Source organism: Acinetobacter sp. YH12117, assembly GCF_013418865.1.
Classification (GTDB): domain Bacteria; phylum Pseudomonadota; class Gammaproteobacteria; order Pseudomonadales; family Moraxellaceae; genus Acinetobacter; species Acinetobacter indicus.
The window spans coordinates 22,211-45,780 of record NZ_VPBF01000014.1; the positions used below are offsets into that span (position 1 = coordinate 22,211).

Sequence of the window (23,570 nt, forward strand, 5' to 3'; positions counted from 1 at the left end):
TTTACTCTTTATTTATAAGTGACCTGATTCTAAAAGACTTGTGCCCATTTTGCATGCATAAAGTTGTAAAAAGCGATGCCTGATCTTCAAAGACTTCAAAACAGGTGATGATTTCACTCTAACCGCTTTAAATCAGGCTGACATCCACATCGTATTTATGAAATTCCTGTAAAATGCTGCGCAGCATCTGTTGGGCGGTTTCATCTGCGGCGTTCAGGATGATTTCCTGATTGCGAGTGCTATCGAAGCATTCAATCGCCTGAATCAGCCAGCGCTGTTCATGTTCGGTGTTGTGAATGATGATACGGCGGGGCTGTAACTGTGCGGAAACCTGACGTGGAATGACATGGGTAATGGCCAGCTGAATCTGCTTGAGTTCGTCTTTAGGACTTAAAAAGGTGATGACCCAGTTTCCGACTTTGCTGAGTTGCATCGGATTATCAAAGGGTTCAAATTGCAGGTAGTGCAGGGCAGACATGCTTCATTCCCAACAGAATACAGAGCTGTTGTTATGCCGTGCTGTGGCCAATCTCACTATTGGTCTTAAGTCTTAGTGTTTTAAGAAAGGATTGCTTATTTTTAATTATTTTTCTAAAAGCTGAACAATAACCGCTATTTATAAAGGTTTTTAGCGCATATAAAGAAAATTCTTAGATGAAAAAAGACTTAAAGCAAAGCAAAATTATATGAATCTTCAGGCACTTTGCAGGCTCTGCAGCGAAAAGTTAATCTGCTGTAAAGCATGGTTCAGTTCTTTTGGTGGCAAACGCGATTCCTGTAATTCGGTAATCCACTGCATTTGACACAGTTTCAGGCTACGAATATCTGGTGCGGCCTGAATGCGGAGAATAAGCTGCTTGGCCATTAGTCCACAATAGCGCTGTAACAAGCTAGCCATTAATTGCTTGGTGTCTTCAAAGCTCAAGGCAACCAGCGGTTCTGGCTCTGGTTCCACTTCTGGCGGCACTTCAATTTCCAGGACTGGAATTTCTGGAGCAATCGCAGCAGGTTCGGCTTCAGCCACTTTGGCCGCTGAAGACGGGGCAATAATATGTTCGACCCATTTTTCCACCAGTTTTGGCACCGGCGTATTTAAGGTGGTTTTAATTTCTGAACGTAGGGTAGAGACTGCTTCACTTTGCGGTTCGGCTTGAGCTGGCACCAAAATTTCTGCTTCGGCTGGCTCGGTCGCAGCAGAGCTGATTAAACCCATCTCCAGCAATTGTTCAATTAATTCTGGCGTAGCAATACGCTGTTTAAACTGGTCGCCCAATTGCTCGAAATCTTCGGTTCCAATTAGCACCAGAAGACGGCGTTGACGTGCATTCAATTGCCGCTGGCGTTGTTGCAGGGCGTCAATGCCCAACTGTGTTTTATGATAATGAATCATGCCTTAATTTATTCCCCAAATAAATTAAGGCTGACTATAAAGAATGAAAATTACACTAATATGAAGTGTTTATGACATTGTTGGGCTTAGAGTGTGACGATGTTGGTGTTCTCAAGGGCTTTTCTTAAATAAGGGTCAAGTTCATCCTGACGCAGCAACCATTGGATATAATCATTTGGTAAATCGGCAATGGCCGTACCACGATGCTTACCAAAACTCATGACGCGTGGAATACGGGCGTCTTCAGATGCAGCATATAAGGCTTCAATACTGTCAATTTGCAGATGATGCACAATATGCATCAGGATATTGGCGGTCAAAATAATATCCATATCGGCCCGGTGCGCTTTTTTAATCATATCGCGGGCTTTTTCGCTGCCTTTGCTAATCATGTAAATTAAGGCAGAAATGTTGTGTGCTTCAACATCGGGCCAGACCAGACGCGCCAGAGCAAGGGTACAAATCGCCTTAATATGAGAAGTATCAACACCGCATTTTTGAATAGCGCGAATGTCATAATCAATATTGTGACCAATGATATACAGCGTTTCTTCAGGTAGGCAGAAGCTGGTGTAATGCGGCTGATCAATCAGGTCGGATTCCAGAATATGATGCACGGCCATCGCGGCATAGGAAATCGGTTCATCGACCTGATAAAACTGGTCAAAAATTTGCGATTTATCCAGGCTGATTTTGCCCTGTTGTAATTGAATGGGCGCATAGGCAACTTCGATCGGATAACCATTCAGGGTATGGGTTTCAGTGTCGAGAATAATCGCGTGCATGTGCTCATTCGCTTGTTAAGGGATTTAAAAAGCAATCTAACACTATCATGTTGAAAGTTACAGGGCTGTCGGGCGAATAATCGGCATTTGTGGGCCGTTCAGCTTATCTATTTTAAAGATAAGTGACTCTATTTTAATACAATACACTTATATATTAATTGCACTGATATTGCCTGAGCGCAGCAAACAGCGTAAAAGTGAAAATTGCGAAGGACGCAACTTTAGAATAATACCTGTATAAGGATAATCAGATGAGAAAAATTTGGCTTAGCGTGGCGTTGGCCAGCAGCAGTTTATTTTTAACGGCATGTAATGATGACAATGACAACAGCGCAGTCATCATTGATGATGGTATTCCGAAGCATAATATTAGCCAGCCAGTAGTAAAAGCTGAACTTTATTTAGACCAGGATTCCAATGCGAATATGGTCTTACAGTCGGTTAGTGCTTCACAAACCTTGATGACGTATAAAATGCTAGGAGTGAATGGGCAGGAAACACAAGCTACGGCCTTGCTGTTTGAACCCAATCAGCCTAAACCGGCTGGTGGATGGCCCATTGTGGTCTGGGCACATGGCACCACGGGCGTCGCCGATATTTGTGCACCAAGCCGTCAGGGCCTGAAAGGCAATGAATATTTTATTGCGCGCCTGCTGGCTGAAGGTTATGCCGTGGTCGCTCCAGATTATGAAGGGCTGGGCGAACCGAGTGGACAAGAGCTGCATCCGTTCTTGAATTTAAAAAGTCAGGCTTACTCCATTACCGATGCGGTTGTGGCGGCACATCAACATTTTAACAATAGCGCTGAAACACGCTGGACCGTGGTCGGTCATTCCCAAGGTGGACAGGCGGCTTTAGGTGCAGCGCAATATGCATCCCGGGCGCAATTAAATTATAAAGGTGCGGTGGCCATAGCGCCGGCATCTTCCCTGAGCATGATTCTTAGCGGTGGAGAACAGCAGGCAGCAGCAGAACCAGATCTGAGCAAAAAAATACAGATTCTGGCTCCATTAGATACTTTCACGGCATTAATTACGGCAGGTCTTAGAAATAGTCATCCAACCCTGCAATACTCTGAAGTGTTCAAGAACCCGACCGATCTGCTCGCGGCAGAAGCCGAGTCGCTGTGTAATGCTGATCTTGGCGCAGCATTCGGTGGAGAAATGATGAAGTATGCGCAGACCTATGGCAACTTGGCCGCTTATCCACGTACTCAGACCGACTTTATGACTACGGTTCCTGAAATTAAAGATTTCCTGACCCAGGCATCACAGCCATTAACTGTTAAGATTTCAACGCCTGTGTTTATTTATCAAGGCTCTGCCGACCCGACCATTCCAAAACAGGTCACTGATTTTCTGGTACAGTCTGCACGCCAGCAGGGAACCAGAATTCATTATGTCACCGATCAGGACTTACCTATAGATCAGAAATGGGATCATGGCTCTGTATATGTCGATAATTGGGATGAGATTGTGGCAGATGTGAAATCGATCATGCCTACCCAATAATTTTTTCAATTCCGGTAAAGATAGAATTAATGATATAGCTCATGTTTTTATAAAAACATGGGCTATTTTTATGCAAAACTGATTAAAGTTGATGGGTAAAAAATATAAAGTTCATGTTACAATATGCGCCAATCTTAGCACGGCTTAAAAGCCCTACATGAATAGGACCTCGCTAATGTTTGCCAATATCTCTATTGCTGACTTTGATCCAGATTTAGCTCAAGCAATCTCTAATGAAGATGCGCGTCAAGAAGCGCATATTGAGCTAATCGCTTCAGAAAACTATTGCTCACCTGCAGTAATGGAAGCTCAAGGTTCAAAACTGACCAATAAATATGCAGAAGGCTACCCAGGCAAACGCTATTACGGCGGTTGTGAATATGTAGACGTTATTGAACAATTGGCTATTGACCGTGCTAAAGAACTCTTTGGTGCTGACTATGCTAACGTTCAGCCGCACGCAGGTTCTCAAGCAAACTCTGCAGTTTACTTAGCATTACTGAACCCGGGCGACACGGTTTTGGGTATGAGCCTGGCTCACGGTGGTCACTTGACTCACGGTGCAAAAGTTAGCTTCTCTGGTAAAACATATAACGCGGTTCAGTACGGTTTAAACCCTGAAACTGGCGAAATCGACTATGAAGAAGTTGAACGTCTGGCTTTAGAACATAAACCACGCATGATCGTTGCTGGTTTCTCTGCATACAGCCAAATCGTAGATTGGCAGCGTTTCCGTGACATCGCAGACAAAGTAGGCGCTTACCTGTTTGTGGATATGGCACACGTGGCTGGTCTGGTTGCTGCAGGGGTTTACCCGAACCCGGTACAAATTGCTGACGTCACTACAACCACTACCCATAAAACACTACGTGGTCCACGTTCTGGTTTAATCCTGGCTAAAGCCAACGAAGAAATCGAGAAGAAATTACAATCTGCTGTGTTCCCAGGCAACCAGGGTGGTCCACTGGTTCACGCGATTGCTGCAAAAGCAATCTGCTTTAAAGAAGCAATGGCGCCTGAATACAAAGCCTATCAACAACAAGTGGTGAAAAACGCACAAGCGATGGCTGAAGTGTTAATCGAACGCGGTTACGATGTGGTATCTGGCGGTACGAAAAACCACTTGTTCCTGTTATCTTTAATTAAACAGGACATCACCGGTAAAGATGCGGATGCTTGGTTAGGTGCTGCTCACATCACTGTGAACAAAAACTCTGTACCAAACGATCCACGTTCTCCATTCGTCACTTCTGGTATCCGTATTGGTACACCAGCAGTAACCACACGTGGTTTCGGCGAAGCTGAAGTACGTGAACTGGCTGGCTGGATTGCTGACATCCTGGACAGCAAAGGGGATGAAGCTGTAATTGCTGATGTCAAAGCAAAAGTTGAAGCTGTTTGCGCGAAATTCCCGGTTTACGCGAAATAAGCCCGCACTTGAGAAAAAGCTCCCTCAAGGGAGCTTTTTTTATAGGTGCTAAAAAACAAATTGCAATTATTCAGCCGGATTAAATTCTGCTATAACAGTTGCATAGCACTTGTGAAATAGATCAATTATTTTTATTTTTGGCTGATAATGATAAAGGAACAAAGAATGGATAAACCGACAATTATTTTGTCTGAACAAGACTTGCACCGTTTAGAAACCATGCTTGAACATCAGTCTAAACTTACCCCGACCATGGAACATCTGGAAGATGAGCTGGCGCGTGCCGAAGTGGTTGCACCGCAAGATGTGCCAAGCAATGTGGTGACCATGAATGCCCGCGTGCTGGTGACCATCGCACCTTTCCCGGAACCAACCGAAATTACGCTGGTGTATCCGCATGACTTCCGTGGCGATAAAGGCCAGGTCAATGTACTGGCACCTGTCGGGGCGGCTATTTTAGGGCTGGCTGAAGGGCAGGAAATTGAATGGCCACAACCGGATGGTCATATTATGAAAGTCCGTATTGATAAAGTGTTGTATCAGCCGGAACGTGAAGGTGATTATTTATAATCTCCGCTGCGCGAAAAATTAAAGCCCTCAGTTGAGGGCTTTTGTGTCTTTGCAGTTTGGCTTAAAAATTTGATAAGTATGCGCGAAAAGGAGAGGATTCACTCTCTGTCATTGATCAGTAAAATATTGTTAATTTTAAATATTCCGCTTTTACTGCATTTGCAAAAAGCTACAGCTTGCTTTATATAAAAGTCTTAGTATAAAAAATGATTTGATCAAGCTGATGATGTTATGCCGCAAATAGATGTGTTAGAACCATTAACAGAGCTGGAGCTGAACCGGGATACCATTCTCTCGATCAAGCGTCATGAGCTGGTGCCGGTATTAAATGACCAGTACAAATTAAATCATTATGCCGATGCCCTTATTCAGTCGCAGGCAGTGCTGTTAAACGGGATTGATCCGCACATGACCCAGCAGCTCAGTCAAACCATTGAAGAATTGATCCGCATGCTGGCGGATTCCAAAAAATATCTGAAAAAACGCAAATTTAATGCGCTGCAAAAATGGCTGGGGATTGATCTGGAATATGGTTCCAGTCAGGTGGAATATTATAAAAAGCTGGACCGCTTACTCGATCAGGCCAATCATTTAAGCCAGAAATTACAGATCGAAATTCAGAAATCTCAAGCGCGTTTTCAGCAGTTACGTGGCTTAAGAGAGCAGATGGCGCAGCATATTGTCGCCGCTGAAGAATTTTTGACTGAATATCCAAGTTTTGTGAAACATCAACATCCTTTAGATAACTTCTCGGAACGATTATCTAAAAAAATAAATACACTGCGCACACTGCAGGCGAGTAATGATATTGCCATTACCCAGATGCAGCTGAGCCAGCAGCTGTCATTTACCTTGTTGGACCGGTTTAAGGAAGCGCAGCAGGTGCTGATTCCGGCCTGGCAATATCATGTCAAACAAAGTCAGCAAAGCAGCTCGACAAGTGAGCTGGAAAAGCTTGATAATAGTCGGGAAAATCTGATTAAAACGCTAAAAAAATCACTCGAAAACAGCTCTAAATAGAATCAAATATAAGGTGACGTATGACCCATCCTGAACAGGTAAATGCCGTGGTGGAAGCCACAACCGAAGAAAATCAGCAGAAATTCCAGGCGCTCAATTTACAGGAAATTGGCTTGCAGCCATCCGATTTCAATGAGGTCATGGCCGCGCGTAAAGAACTGGCCGACTTAAGCCATAATTCGGTGGCGGAATATGGGAAAAATATTGCCACCAAAACTTCGACTTATACTGATGAACTGCTTCATCTGGTGCAGAATAAAGATCTGGATGCGACCGGGCAAAAGCTGAATCAGGTGGTACAGGTGGCGCAGCAGTTAAATACCAGCAGTATTCTCAACAAATCGAAAAGCTCCGGTTTTTTTGGTAGCCTGATCAGCAAGTTTAAAGGTGCCAAGCAGAATTTTGACCAGCACTTTAACAGCACCAAAGAACAGATTGATGTACTGGTCAAGGAAATTGAAACCTCGCAAAACGGCTTAAAAACCCGTGTCGATACCCTGGATAAAATGTTTGAAGGCGTGCAGGAAGAATATAAACAGCTAGGGATTTATATTGCCGCTGGCCAGCTCAAACAGCAGGAAATCCAACAGCAGATTGGCCAGTTAACCACGCAGGAGCAGGACCAGAGTACCACCCAGAAAGTTTATGATTTAAATCATCTGGCCAATAATCTGGAAAAACGCGTCAGTGATTTACAGGTGTTGCAGCAATCGGCCATGCAGACCCTGCCAATGATCCGGATTATCCAGTCCAATAACCTGATGCTGGTCGACAAGTTTTATGCAATTAAAAACATTACCTTACCGGCCTGGAAAAACCAGATTAGTCTGGCAATTTCCTTAAATGAGCAAAAGAACAGTGTGCAGCTGGCCAACAGTATTGATGATGCCACCAATGAGCTGCTACGCCGTAATGCCGACCTGCTGCATCAGAACTCGGTCGATACCGCCAAGGCCAACCAGCGTTCAGTGATTGATATTGAAACGCTTGAACATGTGCAAAACACCCTCATTAAAACAGTCAATGATGTGATTCAGGTGCAAAAAGAGGGAATGCAAAAGCGTGCCGAAGCAACCACGCGTTTACGTGTGCTGCAAGATAACCTGAATCATCTGGTGCTTGAATCAAGTTCGAGCGGTTCCAATCCTTCCTGAGTAAACGCTGGCTCGGGAGTATTGCAAACGTAAGGAGAATACATTGCCCTTAGATGATTATGCGGTACCGACCGAGCACATCAATAGCGGTGTGCTGGCGCTGAAAAAGCGCCAGCGCAATCTGATGTTGCTGGGTATAACCTCCAGCACGGTGTTCATTGCCTCCATTATTGCTTTTTTTGTACAGCAAGATTTTGTCTATGGCTTTTTTGGCCTGACCACGCAGGTCGAACAGCTGCACATTCCTTTAACTGTTGATGCAAACCTGGCGATTTTAGAACAGCAACCGGATTATTTTCTGGGGCTGTTGTCCTGGTTTGGCTGGCTGTTTCTGAAATTATTGCTGTCGTTTATTGGCGCCTTTTTTGTGGTGCATTTTCTCAAGAAAATCCGCTTTTTCTATGTGCGCTTTCAGTCCTTTATCCTGAAGTTTGTCGGCTGGTTAATTGCCTTTATCATGCTGTGGTCAGGTCTGACCTATCTGCAATATGACCTGAAAAATGATGACTATGATGCGCAGCAAAAAATTGTCTATTACGACAAGCAGCTGGCAGAAAGTGAGCTGGCGCGTTATCTGGCAGATGCACCGCTGGATACACCAGTCAAATCCTATTTACTGGCGCAAACCGCTTTGTTGCATCAGCCACCGGATAAAGCCGCAGCCATTCCGCATGTGTTGAATCTGGTGAAGGCCGAGCAGCAGAATCCGGATTTTATTCAGTATGGCTTTAAACCGGAACAGCTCTGGTCAATGCAGCAACAGGTTTATGGCAAAACCCTGACCCCAATGGCAGAAAGCGTGAATAAACAGGTGGTTCAAGCCGAGCGTTTAAGTCAGTTTGTACAGATTCTGGTGATTGCAGTGGCGATTGTGTCAGCCATTTTCAGCCTGATTTTCTTTGTGTTGGCACAAAGTTTTAAAAAGCGGGCATTAAGAATTGAGCAGCGGATTTTTTAATGCTGATGATGAGGCTTCTGTGGGAGCCTTTTTCTGGTAGATGATTTCTATCGCGTTGTTACAATTTAGATTAATCTATCCATAAAAGATAATAATTTATAAAAACGATCATTAATATAAAAACAAACTGTTTTATCTATTTTTAAATTTGGCCTATGATAGCGGTATTGAAAAATTTGACTCCTTAGGAGACGTTAGCAATGTTAGATCAAAATACTACAGCCCAATTAAAAGCCTTGTTAGAACGCCTTGAAGGTCCAATCGAATTAGTGGCCACTTTAGATGCTTCTGACAAATCAGACAAAATCAAAGAACTGGTAACTGAAATTGCCGCCCTGTCTGATCAGGTGACTGCACGCTTCGATGGTAACAACAAACGTGCACCAAGCTTTGGTGTCGCCAAAGCCGGTGAGCAACCGCGTGTATTCTTCGCAGGTTTGCCAATGGGCCATGAGTTCACCTCTTTGATTCTGGCATTGTTACAAACTTCGGGCTATGCACCAAAAGTGTCTGATGAAGTATTAGCTTCTATTAAAGACTTGGGTATCCAATCGGACTTTGATGTATTCGTATCGTTAAGCTGCCATAACTGTCCAGACGTGGTGCAAGCATTGAACCTTATTGCGATTTACAACCCGGGTACTACTGCCACCATGATTGATGGTGCATTCTTCCAGGATGAAGTGGAAGAACGTAAGATCATGGCAGTACCGATGGTATTCCAGGACGGTAACCACATCGGTCAGGGTCGTATGACACTGGAAGAAATCATTGCCAAATTAGACACCAACTCTGCAGCCAAAGAAGCTGAAAAGTTAAATGCCAAAGCGGCCTTTGATGTACTGGTGATTGGTGGTGGACCTGCTGGAAACACTGCAGCGATTTATGCAGCACGTAAAGGCATTAACACCGGTATCGTGGCGGAACGTTTTGGTGGTCAGGTGATGGACACCATGGACATTGAAAACTTCACTTCAATCAAGAAAACCCAAGGTCCAAAATTTGCCGCTGAAATGGAAGCACACGTACGTGAATACGGTGTCGACATCATGAACCTACAACGTGTATCTGACATTAAAGGTGCAGATGAAACAGCCAACGGTTTAGTTGAAGTGACCTTGGAAAACGGTGCCAAGCTGGAATCGAAAACTGTGGTGCTTTCAACCGGTGCACGCTGGAGAGAGATGAATGTCCCAGGTGAAGCAGAATACCGTACCCGTGGTGTGGCGTATTGCCCGCACTGTGATGGTCCTTTATTCAAAGGCAAACGTGTTGCAGTCATTGGTGGGGGTAACTCGGGTGTAGAGGCCGCAATTGACTTGGCCGGTATTGTTGAGCATGTAACCTTAGTAGAATTTGATACCAAATTACGTGCGGACCAGGTATTGCAAGACAAACTGAACAGCTTGCCCAACACCACTGTCATCAAAAATGCACTTTCAACAGAAGTCGTGGGTGATGGTTCACAAGTGACAGCGCTGAAATATAAAGACCGTGCAACAGATGAAGAGCACACGGTTGAACTGGCGGGGATCTTTGTACAGATCGGTTTGTTACCAAATACCGATTTCTTGAAAGAAACAGCAGTTGAGCTGAGCAATCGTGGTGAAATTGTGATTAATGACCGCAACGAAACCAACGTCAAAGGTGTATTTGCTGCCGGTGACTGTACTACAGTCCCATATAAGCAGATTATTATTGCCACAGGTGAAGGCGCGAAAGCATCGTTGTCTGCCTTTGATTACATCATCCGTTCTGGACAGTAAGTAAAATTAGAATAGGGCCTGAGTTCCCCAATACCCAGGCCCTATATGCGGTAAAATATCAAAAAATAGTTATTGTTTTTTTTACAGGAACTGAGATCGCTAACAGCTCAGTTCCTTTTTTTGTTGTACCCCAGTTTTAGGGATGAAGCAAGTTTAAGCGCTTGAACTTCTCAGTCAGTTCTTCCTGACTTTCCCGATGCTCAGGATGCGGCACAATACATTCAATCGGGCATACCGCAACACAGGTTTGATGATCATAAAAACCAACGCACTCGGTGCAGCGGCTGACATCAATCTCGTAGATTTTGTCGCCTTCATAAATGGCATCATTCGGACATTCCGGCAGGCACATATCACAATTGATGCATTTATCGGTAATCAGCAGCGCCATGAGTTAACCTGCCTGATAGGCCAAGGATGATGCTGAAATATCAGCAGTGGAGTTCGGTAAATTACGGATCAGCAGGGCATAGCGCATATCGACATCAGCCGGGACCGGAATTTCCACAATATGACCAGAGCCTTTGGCTTCCTCAATTGAATTGCCTTTTTTGTCTTTGATTTCGGTGAGGATAAAGCTGATATTGCCTTTGGTGGTCATCAGTTCTAAAGAATCACCCACGACAAAACGGTTTTTGACATCAATTTTAATGTAGTCGCCATTGCGCTCCAGCACTTCGCCGCAGAATTGCTGATGATCAAAACTGGATGAGCCATTTTCATAATTTTGATATTCGCTATGCACATGGCGGCGCAGGAAACCTTCGGTATAACCGCGATTGGCCAGACCTTCGAGCTGGGTCATCAAGGATGGATCGAACGGTTTGCCGGCTAAAGCATCATCAATCGCTTTACGGTAAATTTGCGCGGTACGGGCGCAGTAAAAATAGGATTTGGTGCGGCCTTCAATTTTCAGTGAATGTACGCCAATTTTGGTCAGACGTTCTACGTGTTGGACCGCACGTAAATCTTTGGAGTTCATGAAGTAGGTGCCGTGCTCATCTTCTTCGGCGGCAAACATATCTTCTTCATTGCGTTGTAACAGCACCGGTTCATTAAACTGGTGCTGGGCTTGCATGTGGAGCGCATCAGCATCTTGCGAGCAACCGCCTGCATCCAGATTTTTTACCGGAATTACATCACCGGTTTCATCCTCGGCGGCATCCAGCACTTTGTATTCCCAGCGGCAGGCATTGGTGCAGGCGCCCTGGTTGGCATCGCGTTTGTTCATATAGCCTGATAGCATGCAGCGGCCGGAATAGGCCATGCACAGGGCACCATGTACAAAGACCTCAATTTCCATATCGGGAACTTGGGTTTTGATTTCTTCAATTTCCTCAATGGACAGTTCGCGCGACAGAATCACCCGGGTCAGGCCCATATTTTTCCAGAACTTGACCGTAGCCCAGTTGACCGCATTGGCCTGTACCGACAGGTGGATGTCCATGTGCGGGAAGTGTTCACGCACCATCATGATCAGGCCCGGATCAGACATGATTAGTGCATCAGGCTGCATGGCCACGACTGGCTCAAGATCACGGATAAAGTTTTTCAGTTTGGAGTTATGCGGCTGGATGTTGACCACCACATAGAATTTTTTGCCTAATTCATGTGCTTCTTTAATGCCAATAGCCAGATTGTCATGATCAAACTCGTTATTCCGGACACGCAAACTATAACGCGGCTGCCCGGCATACACGGCATCTGCTCCATAGGCAAAGGCATAGCGCATATTTTTTAAAGAACCGGCAGGAGAGAGAAGTTCGGTAACGGGATGAAGATGCATGATCAATCAAAAAGGCATAAAAAAATTGTGGCTTTATTGTAGGGATAAAATTTTTCGATTCAACCTAGTAAAAAACTCGGGATTATCAGGCACTCAGCCTGCTAGCGCTGAGAGATGAGCGGCAGCAGGCGAGAGGAAAAATGGTTAATTGACACGCTGACCGTGCTCATCAATCACCAGTTCACCATCTTCTTTACGAAAGGCCTTGAGCTGCGGCTGGGTCAGTAAATCCAGTACCAGTTCAGAAGGTCGGCACAGTTTAACGCCGCGTTCAGTCACCACAAAAGGACGGTTAATCAGCAGTGGATGTTGTACCATCAGGGCAATCAGTTCTGCATCGCTCAGATCACGCTCAGCCAGTTGCAGGGTTTCATACGGCGTTACATTTTGACGGATCGCCTCGTGTACACTTAAACCGGCCTGCTGAATCATGTCAGCCAGCACTTCGGCTGTTGGTGGATTTTTTAAATATTCAATAATTTCAGGTTCTTGTCCGGTATTACGGATTAAGGCCAAAGTGTTGCGCGAAGTGCCGCAGTCAGGATTGTGAAAGATTTTAATTGGAGCTGCCATGATGCTAAAACTCAGGTAAAAGAGGAATATTGCTTTTATATATGGATATGCGTATATTCGCAAGTATAAATATGGGGAAGCTGTATGAATCAAACTGATTTTTTTAAATGCCTGTCCGATCCGACCCGTCTGGATATTTTGAAACTGGTGCTGGCCAAACAGAATATTTGTGTCTGCGAGCTGACCGAGGCATTAAATTTAAGCCAACCTAAAATTTCCCGTCATTTGGCTTTGCTGAGAAATTTATCGGTTTTACTGGACCAGCGTCAGGGGCAGTGGGTGTATTACCGCCTGAATCCAGATTTACCCGAGTGGGCAGTGAGTGTGCTGAATATTATCGCGGAGCAAGATGTCAGTCCGATGAATTCGCTGACAGCAACGCTTTCAAGTTATTGTGAGTAAAACCATGAAATTCCTCTTTTTATGTACCGGAAATAGCTGCCGCAGCATTTTATCTGAAGTGTTATTTAACAGTCGTGCTCCAGAAGGCTGGACAGCCTATAGCGCCGGCAGCAAACCGACCGGTCGTGTCCATCCACTGACGTTAAAGACGCTGGAAAATCTGGGCCTGTCGACTGAAGGGCTCTCCAGTAAAAGTATTGATGACTGTGAGCAGTATCAGCCCGATGTGGTGATTACCGTATGTGATGCGGCTGCCCAAGAAGCCTGTCCTTTGTATTTGGGCGGCGCGATTAAAGCGCATTGGGGACTTGCCGATCCATCGCATCTGGATTTGCCGGAAGCGGCCAAGTTGCAGGCCTTTTTAGAAACAGTCGCGCATATCAACAAGCGTCTGGATGCACTGTTTGCGTTACAGCCTGAGCAGATGACCCGTCCCGAACTGATTGCAGCCATCAACAATATTTCCCATATCGAGTAAGTCATGGCCAGCACCCGCAAACTTTCCTTTTTAGACCGCAACCTGACGCTGTGGATTTTTATTGCCATGGCACTCGGAATTGGCATTGGGGTGTATTTCCCGCAGGTGTCGAGCAGTCTGGACCAGATGAGTATGGGCAATGTCAATTTACCAATTGCCATTGGCCTGATTCTGATGATGTATCCACCGCTGGCCAAAGTGGACTATGCCGCTTTACCGCAGATTTTTCAGGATAAACGCACGCTGCTGTTGTCGCTGGTACAAAACTGGCTGATTGCACCGTGTTTGATGTTCGCACTGGCACTGATTTTCCTGCAGCATTATCCGGAATATATGACTGGCCTGATTCTGATTGGACTGGCGCGCTGTATTGCCATGGTACTGGTCTGGAATGATCTGGCCTGTGGCGATAACCAGTATGTCGCTGCCTTGGTGGCCTTTAACAGTATTTTCCAGATTCTGTTTTTCAGTACCTATGCCTGGTTGTTCTTAAGTGTGTTACCGCCTTATTTTGGTGTGGCCGGTCAGGTGATTGATGTCAGTTTCTGGACCATTACCCATGCGGTGCTGGTCTATCTGGGCATTCCGTTTTTGCTGGGCTTTCTGACCCGGCTGATTCTGGTGAAAAACAAAGGACTGGACTGGTATCAGCAGCGTTTTATTCCCAAAATCAGTCCACTTAGCCTGCTGGCGCTGCTGTTTACCATTGTCGCCATGTTTAGCCTGAAAGGGGCCGATGTGGTTGGGTTACCTATGGATGTACTGCGCATTGCCATTCCATTGACCATCTATTTTGTATTGATGTTCTTTGTCAGCTTCTTGATGAGCAAGTGGATGGGCAATGACTATCCACGTACCACGGCCATTTCCTTTACCGCGGCCGGCAACAATTTTGAACTGGCTTTGGCGGTAGCGATTGCAACCTTTGGTCTGGCCTCACCGGTGGCATTTACCACCATTATTGGCCCGCTGGTGGAAGTGCCTGTGTTAATTGCCCTGGTGAGTGTCTCGCTGTGGCTGAAACGTAAATTTTATGATGGAACAGGTGGATGATGTCACTTCCCAATCTTGATGTAGACTTAATTGAACAGCCGAGTTTTGAGCAGGTTCAGGCCAGAGCATTGCCGCATCCGCCGCGAATTTTATTGCTGTATGGTTCAAACCGCGAACGTTCCTATAGCCGTTTGGCGGTGATGGAAGCCGGCCGGATTCTGGAGCACTTCGGTGCCGAAGTTAAAATTTTCCATCCCAAAGGTTTACCATTGCCGGAAGATGGTGATGCTTCACATCCTAAAGTTCAGGAATTGCATGAATTGCTGGCCTGGGCAGAAGGTATGGTCTGGTGCAGCCCGGAACGTCATGGTGCCATGAGTTCTATTTTGAAAGCACAGATTGACTGGATTCCTTTAGCTGCCGGTGCCATTCGTGCGACCCAAGGTAAAACTCTGGCACTGATGCAGGTTAGTGGTGGTTCGCAGTCCTTTAATGCGGTGAATCAGATGCGTATTTTAGGGCGCTGGATGCGGATGATCACCATCCCGAACCAGTCCTCGATTCCGAAAGCCTTTTTGGAGTTTGATGAAGCTGGACGTATGCAAGCCTCTTCCTTATATGACCGGATTGTCGATGTCATGGAAGAGCTGTACAAGTTCACTTTATTGACCCGCGGGCAGGCCAGCTATCTGACCAACCGTTATTCCGAGCGCAAGGAATCGGCTGCGGAACTGTCGAAACGGGTTAATCAGAAGTCGATTTAGGCGTTTCATCGGCCTCTAGCTGTTTTAAAATCTGGCAATGGTCGATAGTGGTTCGGGCATTGCAAGACTGCCGTAATTGCTGCAGTTGCAGCTGAAAATGCTGTAACTCGGCAATTTTGCTTTCGATCTGTACTAAATGATGATCGAGCAGTTCATTTACCGCCTGACAGTCCTGATCGGGCTGCTGTTCCAGCGCAATCAGGGTTTCAATTTCCTTTAAGGATAAATCCAGTGCGCGGCAACGTTTAATAAAAATTAGCCGTTTTAAGGTGTCATCATCATAATAACGATAATTATTTTCGGCCCTTAAGGTGGGTTGGATGAGCGCTTTCTTTTCATAAAAACGCACCGTGTCTGCACTCAGACCGGTTTTTTTGACCAAATCCCGAATCAGATAATGTGCCATGACTTGACCTTGGAGTTAGACCATAGTTTCTAATGAGCATAATACAGTCATAGAAAAATGCAACAGGAGGCTTTATGGCCTGTCAATGTCAGCCTGCACCGGTCAAACCTGATGGCCGTTTTCGTACCGCACTCTGGATTGCCCTGATTATTAATTTGCTGATGTTTGTGGTGGAACTGTTTGGCGGGATGTATGCCCATTCGGCAGCACTCTGGGCCGATGCGCTGGATTTCTTTGGCGATGCCGCCAACTATGCCATTTCACTGGCTGTGCTGGGGATGAGTCTGTACTGGCGTGCTACCGTGGCTTTATTAAAAGGCATTACCATGGCTACGTTTGGCTGTCTGGTGTTGGCCAAAACGGTCTATAACTATATGCAGGGTATTCCCCCGGAAGCGATTACCATGGGGGTAATTGGTGGATTGGCCTTGGTGGCCAACGTGGTGGCAGCCGTGATTCTGTATCGCTTTCGTGATGGCGATTCCAACATGAAATCGGTCTGGTTGTGTAGCCGCAATGACGCGATTGGCAATGTCGCAGTCATTCTGGCAGCAGTTGGCGTCTTTGGCACTGGCAGTCTATGGCCAGATATGATTGTGGCGGTGATTATGGCAGGTCTTGGATTAACTGCAGGTTATCAGATAGTGAAGCAAGCTTTGACAGAACGAGCATTAGGGCATGAGACTACTTAATTCTCGTATTCGTTATAAAGCAAAGCTGCCGAAAGGCGGCTTTATAACTGGGGGAGAAATTATTAGGATAAAAAGTTGCATAAGGCAAAATTATTTTTTCAAAATATACTTGAAATTTAAGAATATAACCCCTAAATATAATCTAGATATTTTTATGCTCTTTCGAGCACCCAATCGCACCTAGAGTCACAGGACGCATCATTGTGTTCCGAGTACTTGGCAATGGCGACCGACAAGGTTTCATCGTTGAGTAAGACGAATAGGAAGCGATATGCTGCTTCTGTCATGGCGAAAACTTGGAAGCATGTAGGCTGTTTGAAAATTTGGAGCGTAAATATGATCGATAAAGTCACAATCTATTTGGCTGATATCTGTTTGTCAGTTTATTTGGGGTTGACCGTGTTCATTGGTTGGGATGTTGGAAATATTTTAATACAAATATTGTTAATTTCCACGTGCTTATACACAATAACACAACACAAGGGACAGTTATTTTCTGATATAATAATATGGGGAATGTGTCTAAAAATGGGCTCGATTTTGAAATTTGAAAATATAAATCAGAATGATATTTCGAGCACCCAATCGCACCTAGAGTCACAGGACGCATCATTGTGTTCCGAGTACTTGGCAATGGCGACCGACAAGGTACAATCGTTGAGTAAGACGAATAGGAAGCGATATGCTGCAACTCTGAAACTATGTGACCATGACCTTGCAAGAGCATAGTGAAACGGGAATGGAATTTTATCAATATTGTCAGCAAGAGTTTGATGCTGAGCTAAGTAAATTCAAAACAAAATTAGGTAAGAAAAAATCAGCTTTAAAATATCATTCAAAATATATAACAGTAGATGAATTTTTTGAAGATAGAGAAAAATATAAAGTAGAAATAATAAATTCTATTCAATTAAACAAATTTAAATTTGATCCTCTCACTCCAATTTTTCTTCCAAAAGATAAAGATAGTTACCGTATGGTATGTGTGCCTTCAGTAAAGGATAGATTGATTCAGAATTTATTTATGTCTTATTTAAAAGAGGTTCATTCAAATCAATATAAGAGATTTGCTACCAATGATTTTTCTTTAAAAGGTAATGGTGGTGTAAAGGCTGCACATGACAAATTAATAAATTTAAGAAAGAAATATAAATACGCATTAAAAACAGATATTTCCTCATTCTTTGATGAGTTAAATAGGCAAACTATTTTACATTTATTTAAAACAAAAATAGCAATTCCAAATCTCGATAATTTTTTCAAAGAGATGATCAATGCTGATCCAAATTATAAATTTCTTCAAGCAACATCAGAAGATCAATTCAAAAAATTTTCTGAAATTTTAAAAGTTAAAAAAGGTAAAGGAATTAGACAGGGCATGCCAATAGCTTCTTTGCTGGCTTCATTTTATTTACAAGATTTTGAAGCAATATTAGCAAAAGAAAATATAAATTATATTCGATATGCAGATGATCTTGTGGTATTTGCTAATAAAAGAGAGGAAATTAAAAAATACTTTGATCTTATAAGGGCCGAATTATTAAAAATACAATTACATATACCTGATATTGGAGTAGGCAAATCAGAAATTTATACTCAATCTCAAACTTTGATATTCTTAGGACTTGAGCTTAAGAAAATTAATAATGAATATAGATTATTTATTCCTCATAAAGCATTTACTGAGTTAAATAAAAAAGTTATAGAACTACAAGGCTATAAAAAGAATATAAAAGCTAATTTAAACTTTTATAAGACCTGCCAAAAAATGGATCAGATTTGTAATGGTTATCTAGTTTGTTATGAGTTTACTGCTAATTTAGATGACTTTAAAAAATTTGTAGAAGAAAGAAAAACATTTGTTTATAAGAGATTACTTGCTCCTTTAGGAATTGATTACACTAAACTTTCCTCTGAAAAGAAAAAATATTTTTTTAATGAATAAAAAACCAGGCAATTTTGCCCGGTTTTTTAGATTCAAGGAATCTTATTTTTCAACGAATGCACGTTCAATTACATAATCGCCTAGAACACCCATACGTGGAGATTCTTTCAGACCATGTTGGTCAAGCAGCGCAGCAACGTCATCCAGGAAGGCTGGGCTACCGCATAGCATCGCGCGGTCAGTTTCCGGGTTAAAACGTGGTAAACCGATTTTCTCGAACAATTGACCAGATTCAATTGCAGTGGTGACACGACCTTGAGTATGGAAATCTTCACGTGTTACCGTTGGATAATAAACCAGTTTTTCTTTCGCGCCCAGTTCCGAGAAGAATTCGTGGTTTGGAATTTCGTTCAGAATCAGGTCCTGATACGCCAGTTCAGAAATATAACGTGTACCATGAACAACAATGATTTTTTCAAAACGTTCATAGGTTTCCGGATCACGAATCACCGACAGGAACGGTGCAAGACCGGTACCTGAAGACAGCAGGTATAAGTTTTTACCCGGATTTAAGTCATCGAGTACCAGAGTTCCGGTTGGTTTGCGAGAAACCAGCAGTTCATCGCCCACTTTAACTTTTTGCAAAATCGAGGTTAATGGACCATCTGGCACTTTAATCGAGAAGAATTCCAGCTCTTCTTCATAGTTGGCACTTGCAATCGAATATGCACGCATCAAAGGCTTACCATTCACTTCAAGACCGATCATTACAAATTGACCGTTTTTAAAACGCAGTGCAGTGTCACGAGTCGTTTTAAAAGAGAATAAAGTGTCATTCCAGTGGTGGACGTGAGTAATCTTTTCGACGTTAAAAGCAGCCATTAAAGGTCTCAATAAATTATCAAATTAGAACAGGTTGCTATTCTAATCTAAATTCATACTCGATAAACTGAATATATTTAATTGAGCTTATCAAAAAAAGTGATTATGACTGATCTGACCTTGCCCATTATCGGGATTATGAAATCTCCTTATAAAGAAAAGTTTGGCATCCCACGGCAGCCGAATCTGGTTCAGGTCGAATCCTATATTGACATGCTAGAACCTTATAACGATTTGCTGGCCTTTGAGGGCATTGAAGCATTTAGTCATTTGTGGTTGCTGTGGCAATTTCATGACAATAAAAACCAGCAGCAGACAAAATTCCGTGCTCAGGTGCGGCCGCCGCGTTTGGGTGGTAACCAGAAAATTGGAGTATTTGCGACACGCAGTATGTACCGGCCGTCACCGGTGGGCTTGTCAGTGGTGCAATTAAAACAGGTGAAAAAAGTCGGCAAGGCAGTACGGGTTTATGTGACCGGGAGTGATTTACTCGATGGTACACCGATTTTAGATATCAAGCCTTATATCCAGTATTCTGATGCGGTCATGGAGGCGCAAAGTGGCTATGCGCAGGATGAGCCTGAACGTAAACAGGTGGTGTGGACAGAGCAGGCCGCTGTACAAAAACAGCAATTGTTGCAGCAGCATAAAATTAGCGCGCAGATGCTGGGTGAGCTGGAACAGGTGTTGTCTTTAGACCCGCGTCCGGCTTATCAGGAGGATGAAACCCGGCTCTATAAAATGCACTTTGCCAATATTGATGTCGGATTTATGGTACAGCCAGATCAGGTGCTGATTCAGATGTTAGCGCTTAAGCCGGCTTAAACATAAAATAAGCCATCGCAATCAGCACCGCCATATGCAGAATTTGGGCCGGTGCAAAATACAAGGCAAAGCGTGGTCCGCCAATTAAAAAGGCATTCACGCATTTGGCCAGTGCATGTGCACCCAGACCCAAAATCAGCGCATAAAACAGGGTTAAATTGCTGGGCGAGCCTTGGGTAATTACCGCGGCAGCGGCAGCGTGAATTTCAAATAAGGATGCCAGGAAGGTTCCGGCAATTAAACCGGTGCTGCCCAGTGCCTGATCCAGTCCGTAGACCATGGCTTGAATCAGGGTGAGCGTGACCACAATAATCGCGGCCTCTTTGAGGCTAAACATGCGGCTATCGGCTTCTTTGGCTTTTTGCTGTGAGCCGGTATTTTTTCTGAGCAGCCAGTAACCCACCGCCACCAGAATCATAATCGCCACTGCACTCGGTACCACAAATACCTTAAACCAGGACAGATTAATCCCCACAATAATAATCAGAATCTGCAACAGTGTCGCCACGCAGGACATGAGCGCCGCGCCCGCATTAATCTGGGCATCGCCGCGGCCGGAACGCACTTCCATGCCTAAACTGGCAATGGTGGCGGTACTGGACACAAAGCCGGACGCAATTGAGGATAGCATCAGTGCATTATTGGTGGACAGCAGGCGCTTGGCGATATGCGCCAAAGCCTGTACCGATAAAATCAGAATCAGCAGTTTTAAAATCACATAAGGATTGAGCACATTGCCCCATAAGGGGGTATCTGGCGTCAAAGGCAGGGCAATCAGAACCAGTGCCAGCAGGAACAGACCATCACGCAGCTCTGCTTCGGTAATCCATTTGCTGACAATGCCGTGCATCAGGTGTTTGGTCATGAGCAGACCGGTTAAAATAACCGCTAGACCAGTCGCCAACGGAATATTCCACAAACAGAGCGCGCCAATAAAATAGGTCATAATAAAGGCCAGTTCGGTGGTCGCACCCGGGTCTTCAACCTGATTTTTAAGCGAAAACAGCCCAACTCCGCCAATAATCACGGCCCCGACAATACCAAAAACTGGCCCTAGCAAAAAGCAGATCGCACCGAGCAAGGCACACACGGCAAAGGTGCGCACCCCGGCAAAATGATGGTTGGCTTCATTGTGCTTGCTGCGTTCACGTTCCAGACCAATTAACAGGCCACAGCCAAGTGCGGCTGCAAGCATGGTCATCAGCTCCTGAAAAGAGGTACTCAAGATTGAAGGGGTAGTTAAAAATTCCATCTTTATATCCCGCGGCAGTGGGGCGACGTCTCCATCATATAATTGATTCTGTGAAGATTGCTATGCGGAACTGTATGTTTAATTTGCAGGAGCTGCGCTTGATGCGTATCTGCATCAGATTTTCCAGTGGCAAAGGCAGGCGGGAAAAATAAACTCTGCTATAGTGTGCTGATGTTGGGGGAACAAAAACAATGAATTTTAATTTTGAAATTGATACCACCTGGTGTTTAGAGCAATTATTAAAAGATGGCCGGATCAGCGAACGCGATAAAATGCTGGTACAGACCACGCATCGCCAGCGTGAGCAGCTGAAATGGCATCCGTTGCAATGGATTGCGCATTTTAACCTGACCGATCAGCAACATCCCCAAACCACATTGACACTGAACCGTTTATGTCAGTGGCTGGCAGAAAAGACCGAGCTGCCTTTTTATGTGATTGATCCGTTAAAGGCCGATGTGGCCGCTTTAACCGCGGTGATGTCCCAGGAATTTGCCCTGCGCAATAAAATTCTGGCGGTAGAGATTCAGCCCGATGCGGTGTTCATTGCCACCGATCAGCCGTTTATGACCGATTGGGTCGCCAATTTAGAACACAGTTTATTGCCGCGTAAAATCCAGCGCGTGCTGCTGAGTCCAGAGCAGTTACAGCGTTATCTGGTAGAATATTATCAGGTCAGTCGTGCGGTCAGTGGTTCACAAAAAGCCGCAGCACATGACCGTGAAAATAAAGGTGTCGAAGCCTTATTACAGCTGGGCGATACCCAAAACCCCGATGCCAATGACCAGCATATTGTTAAACTGGTGGACTGGGTGCTGCAGTTTGCTTTTGAACAGGGCGCCAGTGATATTCATTTGGAGCCACGTAAAGACAAGGGTAAAATCCGTTTCCGGATTGATGGCGTACTACATACCATTTATAACATGCCGGCCAATACCTTAACTGCGGTCATTTCACGGATTAAAATTCTCGGCCGCATGAATGTGGCAGAAAAACGCAAACCCCAAGATGGCCGTTTAAAAACCCGTACTCCCAAAGGTCAGGAAACCGAATTGCGTCTTTCGACTTTACCGACGGCTTTTGGTGAAAAACTGGTGATGCGTATTTTTGACCCGGAAGTGCTGGTACGCAGCTTCCAGCAGCTCGGTTTTGAAGAACGTCTGTTACAGGGCTGGCAAAGTCTGACCGGTCATAGTCATGGCATTATTCTGGTCACCGGGCCGACCGGTTCGGGTAAAACCACCACGCTGTATTCATCACTGAAACAGCTGGCCACCGATGAAGTCAATGTCTGTACCATTGAAGACCCGATTGAAATGATTGAACCGAGCTTTAACCAGATGCAGGTCAATCAGGGCATTGAGCTGGGCTTTGCCGATGGCGTGCGCGCGCTGATGCGTCAGGACCCGGATATTATTATGGTCGGGGAGATTCGTGATCAGGATACGGCCAATATGGCCATTCAAGCGGCATTAACCGGTCACCTGGTGTTATCGACCTTGCATACCAATGATGCGCCGTCCAGTCTGACCCGTTTGCATGATTTAGGTGTGCAGCCTTTTTTAACTGCAGCCACCATTCTGGGGGTATTGGCGCAGCGTCTGGTGCGCAAGCTGTGTCCGCATTGCAAACAGGAAGGCATGATTAATACCAATGAATGGGAACATCTGACGTTTGACTATGTCATGGAGATGCCGGAAAAAGTTTATAAGCCGGTGGGCTGTGAAGCCTGCCGTCAGACCGGTTATAAAGGCCGGATCGGGATTTATGAGTTTATGCCCCTGAGTCTGGACACCAAACAGCTGATAGGTGCCAATGCTGATCTGACTCAGTTACGCCAGCAGGCCAAAAAAGAAGGCATCGAGCCACTACGGATTGCCGGGGCGCGTAAAGTCATGGCCGGTATTACCACCTTGGAAGAAGTACTGCGGGTGGTACCGTTAAACTAAAACCCAAAAAAGTGAAAAATTTTTGAATATGAGGAAATCTTAAGATTCAGCTCATCTTGCTTTGTTTTAATGACTACATCGAAACGAACAACACTGAATG

24 protein-coding genes are annotated in these 23,570 nt (G+C 44.7%); 15 read left to right on the forward strand and 9 right to left on the reverse strand.

Features of this window, described 5'->3' with window-relative positions; translation table 11 throughout:
• Positions 1–127: 127 nt before the first annotated feature.
• The 3 genes from FTU55_RS06940 to FTU55_RS06950 form a co-directional block, all read right to left on the reverse strand.
• Entirely contained in the window at positions 128–478 is a 351-nt protein-coding gene (locus FTU55_RS06940) for a hypothetical protein (RefSeq protein WP_075166959.1), read from the reverse strand.
• 216 nt (positions 479–694) lie between these two features.
• Complete coding sequence (locus FTU55_RS06945; RefSeq protein ID WP_168408590.1) at positions 695–1,390, reverse strand: hypothetical protein; 696 nt, start codon at positions 1,388–1,390, stop codon at positions 695–697.
• 86 nt (positions 1,391–1,476) lie between these two features.
• The gene (locus tag FTU55_RS06950; RefSeq protein ID WP_168382735.1) at positions 1,477–2,175 is read right to left on the reverse strand and encodes a putative quorum-sensing-regulated virulence factor; all 699 of its coding nucleotides are present in this window, start codon (positions 2,173–2,175) and stop codon (positions 1,477–1,479) included.
• Positions 2,176–2,426: 251 nt separating this feature from the next.
• Here FTU55_RS06950 and FTU55_RS06955 point away from each other — a divergent pair, with 251 nt between their 5' ends.
• From FTU55_RS06955 to ahpF, 7 genes are all read left to right on the forward strand, one after another.
• Positions 2,427–3,686: an alpha/beta fold hydrolase gene (locus FTU55_RS06955; RefSeq protein ID WP_005179093.1), complete on the forward strand. Its 1,260-nt coding sequence runs from the start codon at positions 2,427–2,429 to the stop codon at positions 3,684–3,686.
• 175 nt (positions 3,687–3,861) lie between these two features.
• The gene (gene glyA, locus FTU55_RS06960) at positions 3,862–5,115 is read left to right on the forward strand and encodes a serine hydroxymethyltransferase (RefSeq protein WP_005179092.1); all 1,254 of its coding nucleotides are present in this window, start codon (positions 3,862–3,864) and stop codon (positions 5,113–5,115) included.
• Between the two features lie 165 nt (positions 5,116–5,280).
• Positions 5,281–5,685, forward strand: coding sequence for a nucleoside diphosphate kinase regulator (gene rnk / locus FTU55_RS06965; protein WP_005179090.1), 405 nt, complete (start codon positions 5,281–5,283; stop codon positions 5,683–5,685).
• Positions 5,686–5,916: 231 nt separating this feature from the next.
• Positions 5,917–6,705 carry a tellurium resistance protein gene (locus FTU55_RS06970; RefSeq protein ID WP_104470294.1) on the forward strand — a complete coding sequence of 263 codons (789 nt, stop codon included), beginning with the start codon at positions 5,917–5,919 and terminating at the stop codon, positions 6,703–6,705.
• Between the two features lie 20 nt (positions 6,706–6,725).
• A complete protein-coding gene (locus FTU55_RS06975) occupies positions 6,726–7,859 on the forward strand; it encodes a toxic anion resistance protein (protein WP_045794839.1) in 1,134 nt (377 codons plus the stop codon).
• Positions 7,860–7,902: 43 nt separating this feature from the next.
• On the forward strand, positions 7,903–8,817 hold the full coding sequence (locus tag FTU55_RS06980) for a hypothetical protein (protein ID WP_180046607.1): 915 nt from the start codon (positions 7,903–7,905) through the stop codon (positions 8,815–8,817).
• Positions 8,818–9,017: 200 nt separating this feature from the next.
• Positions 9,018–10,583 carry an alkyl hydroperoxide reductase subunit F gene (gene ahpF, locus FTU55_RS06985; RefSeq protein ID WP_171431727.1) on the forward strand — a complete coding sequence of 522 codons (1,566 nt, stop codon included), beginning with the start codon at positions 9,018–9,020 and terminating at the stop codon, positions 10,581–10,583.
• Between the two features lie 136 nt (positions 10,584–10,719).
• On the opposite strand, the gene FTU55_RS06990 is transcribed toward ahpF, so the two are convergent.
• From FTU55_RS06990 to arsC, 3 genes are all read right to left on the reverse strand, one after another.
• Entirely contained in the window at positions 10,720–10,974 is a 255-nt protein-coding gene (locus FTU55_RS06990) for a YfhL family 4Fe-4S dicluster ferredoxin (protein ID WP_127799989.1), read from the reverse strand.
• Between the two features lie 3 nt (positions 10,975–10,977).
• Entirely contained in the window at positions 10,978–12,369 is a 1,392-nt protein-coding gene (yegQ, locus tag FTU55_RS06995; RefSeq protein WP_180046609.1) for a tRNA 5-hydroxyuridine modification protein YegQ, read from the reverse strand.
• 144 nt (positions 12,370–12,513) lie between these two features.
• Complete coding sequence (arsC, locus tag FTU55_RS07000) at positions 12,514–12,942, reverse strand: arsenate reductase (glutaredoxin) (RefSeq protein WP_180046611.1); 429 nt, start codon at positions 12,940–12,942, stop codon at positions 12,514–12,516.
• 84 nt (positions 12,943–13,026) lie between these two features.
• Here arsC and FTU55_RS07005 point away from each other — a divergent pair, with 84 nt between their 5' ends.
• The 4 genes from FTU55_RS07005 to arsH are packed head-to-tail and all read left to right on the forward strand — an operon-like array spanning position 13,027 to position 15,579.
• Positions 13,027–13,344: a metalloregulator ArsR/SmtB family transcription factor gene (locus FTU55_RS07005; protein ID WP_005179068.1), complete on the forward strand. Its 318-nt coding sequence runs from the start codon at positions 13,027–13,029 to the stop codon at positions 13,342–13,344.
• 4 nt (positions 13,345–13,348) lie between these two features.
• Positions 13,349–13,822 (forward strand): arsenate reductase ArsC, encoded by a 474-nt coding sequence (locus FTU55_RS07010; RefSeq protein ID WP_016659186.1) that lies wholly within the window; start codon positions 13,349–13,351, stop codon positions 13,820–13,822.
• Positions 13,823–13,825: 3 nt separating this feature from the next.
• The gene (gene arsB, locus FTU55_RS07015) at positions 13,826–14,875 is read left to right on the forward strand and encodes an ACR3 family arsenite efflux transporter (protein ID WP_160241168.1); all 1,050 of its coding nucleotides are present in this window, start codon (positions 13,826–13,828) and stop codon (positions 14,873–14,875) included.
• The gene (gene arsH, locus FTU55_RS07020; RefSeq protein ID WP_034598177.1) at positions 14,875–15,579 is read left to right on the forward strand and encodes an arsenical resistance protein ArsH; all 705 of its coding nucleotides are present in this window, start codon (positions 14,875–14,877) and stop codon (positions 15,577–15,579) included. Before arsB ends, arsH begins: the two co-directional genes overlap by 1 nt.
• Here the strand turns inward: arsH and FTU55_RS07025 are convergent.
• A complete protein-coding gene (locus tag FTU55_RS07025) occupies positions 15,560–15,985 on the reverse strand; it encodes a MerR family DNA-binding protein (RefSeq protein WP_005179057.1) in 426 nt (141 codons plus the stop codon). The two genes, arsH and FTU55_RS07025, sit on opposite strands and share 20 nt — an antisense overlap.
• A 74-nt stretch (positions 15,986–16,059) precedes the next feature.
• Between FTU55_RS07025 and FTU55_RS07030 the strand changes: the two genes are divergently transcribed.
• Entirely contained in the window at positions 16,060–16,677 is a 618-nt protein-coding gene (locus FTU55_RS07030) for a cation transporter (protein ID WP_127799997.1), read from the forward strand.
• Between the two features lie 709 nt (positions 16,678–17,386).
• Complete coding sequence (locus FTU55_RS07035; protein ID WP_127799999.1) at positions 17,387–18,622, forward strand: reverse transcriptase domain-containing protein; 1,236 nt, start codon at positions 17,387–17,389, stop codon at positions 18,620–18,622.
• A gap of 42 nt (positions 18,623–18,664) precedes the next feature.
• Here FTU55_RS07035 and FTU55_RS07040 read toward each other — a convergent pair whose 3' ends face one another.
• Complete coding sequence (locus FTU55_RS07040; RefSeq protein WP_005179053.1) at positions 18,665–19,444, reverse strand: ferredoxin--NADP reductase; 780 nt, start codon at positions 19,442–19,444, stop codon at positions 18,665–18,667.
• Between the two features lie 105 nt (positions 19,445–19,549).
• On the opposite strand from FTU55_RS07040, the gene tsaA reads away from it, so the two are divergent.
• Positions 19,550–20,269, forward strand: a complete 720-nt coding sequence (gene tsaA, locus FTU55_RS07045) for a tRNA (N6-threonylcarbamoyladenosine(37)-N6)-methyltransferase TrmO (protein WP_171431731.1) — start codon at positions 19,550–19,552, stop codon at positions 20,267–20,269.
• Here tsaA and FTU55_RS07050 read toward each other — a convergent pair.
• Positions 20,256–21,521, reverse strand: coding sequence for an MgtC/SapB family protein (locus FTU55_RS07050; RefSeq protein WP_180046615.1), 1,266 nt, complete (start codon positions 21,519–21,521; stop codon positions 20,256–20,258). The genes tsaA and FTU55_RS07050 overlap by 14 nt on opposite strands.
• Before the next feature lie 191 nt (positions 21,522–21,712).
• Between FTU55_RS07050 and FTU55_RS07055 the strand changes: the two genes are divergently transcribed.
• Entirely contained in the window at positions 21,713–23,470 is a 1,758-nt protein-coding gene (locus FTU55_RS07055) for a GspE/PulE family protein (protein ID WP_005179045.1), read from the forward strand.
• Positions 23,471–23,570 lie beyond the last annotated feature (100 nt).

Bases quoted from the DNA above. Each gene is read 5' to 3' on its own strand.
- FTU55_RS06990 (WP_127799989.1), bottom strand. From the start codon at position 10,974: ATGGCGCTGCTGATTACCGATAAATGCATCAATTGTGATATGTGCCTG.
- FTU55_RS07050 (WP_180046615.1), bottom strand. From the start codon at position 21,521: ATGGAATTTTTAACTACCCCTTCAATCTTGAGTACCTCTTTTCAGGAG.
- FTU55_RS06945 (WP_168408590.1), bottom strand. From the start codon at position 1,390: ATGATTCATTATCATAAAACACAGTTGGGCATTGACGCCCTGCAACAA.
- FTU55_RS06940 (WP_075166959.1), bottom strand. From the start codon at position 478: ATGTCTGCCCTGCACTACCTGCAATTTGAACCCTTTGATAATCCGATG.
- ahpF (WP_171431727.1), top strand. From the start codon at position 9,018: ATGTTAGATCAAAATACTACAGCCCAATTAAAAGCCTTGTTAGAACGC.
- FTU55_RS07040 (WP_005179053.1), bottom strand. From the start codon at position 19,444: ATGGCTGCTTTTAACGTCGAAAAGATTACTCACGTCCACCACTGGAAT.
- FTU55_RS06950 (WP_168382735.1), bottom strand. From the start codon at position 2,175: ATGCACGCGATTATTCTCGACACTGAAACCCATACCCTGAATGGTTAT.
- tsaA (WP_171431731.1), top strand. From the start codon at position 19,550: ATGACTGATCTGACCTTGCCCATTATCGGGATTATGAAATCTCCTTAT.
- yegQ (WP_180046609.1), bottom strand. From the start codon at position 12,369: ATGCATCTTCATCCCGTTACCGAACTTCTCTCTCCTGCCGGTTCTTTA.
- FTU55_RS07005 (WP_005179068.1), top strand. From the start codon at position 13,027: ATGAATCAAACTGATTTTTTTAAATGCCTGTCCGATCCGACCCGTCTG.
- FTU55_RS06970 (WP_104470294.1), top strand. From the start codon at position 5,917: ATGCCGCAAATAGATGTGTTAGAACCATTAACAGAGCTGGAGCTGAAC.
- FTU55_RS07025 (WP_005179057.1), bottom strand. From the start codon at position 15,985: ATGGCACATTATCTGATTCGGGATTTGGTCAAAAAAACCGGTCTGAGT.
- glyA (WP_005179092.1), top strand. From the start codon at position 3,862: ATGTTTGCCAATATCTCTATTGCTGACTTTGATCCAGATTTAGCTCAA.
- FTU55_RS07030 (WP_127799997.1), top strand. From the start codon at position 16,060: ATGGCCTGTCAATGTCAGCCTGCACCGGTCAAACCTGATGGCCGTTTT.
- rnk (WP_005179090.1), top strand. From the start codon at position 5,281: ATGGATAAACCGACAATTATTTTGTCTGAACAAGACTTGCACCGTTTA.
- arsH (WP_034598177.1), top strand. From the start codon at position 14,875: ATGTCACTTCCCAATCTTGATGTAGACTTAATTGAACAGCCGAGTTTT.
- FTU55_RS06975 (WP_045794839.1), top strand. From the start codon at position 6,726: ATGACCCATCCTGAACAGGTAAATGCCGTGGTGGAAGCCACAACCGAA.
- FTU55_RS07035 (WP_127799999.1), top strand. From the start codon at position 17,387: ATGACCTTGCAAGAGCATAGTGAAACGGGAATGGAATTTTATCAATAT.
- FTU55_RS06955 (WP_005179093.1), top strand. From the start codon at position 2,427: ATGAGAAAAATTTGGCTTAGCGTGGCGTTGGCCAGCAGCAGTTTATTT.
- arsB (WP_160241168.1), top strand. From the start codon at position 13,826: ATGGCCAGCACCCGCAAACTTTCCTTTTTAGACCGCAACCTGACGCTG.
- FTU55_RS07010 (WP_016659186.1), top strand. From the start codon at position 13,349: ATGAAATTCCTCTTTTTATGTACCGGAAATAGCTGCCGCAGCATTTTA.
- FTU55_RS07055 (WP_005179045.1), top strand. From the start codon at position 21,713: ATGAATTTTAATTTTGAAATTGATACCACCTGGTGTTTAGAGCAATTA.
- arsC (WP_180046611.1), bottom strand. From the start codon at position 12,942: ATGGCAGCTCCAATTAAAATCTTTCACAATCCTGACTGCGGCACTTCG.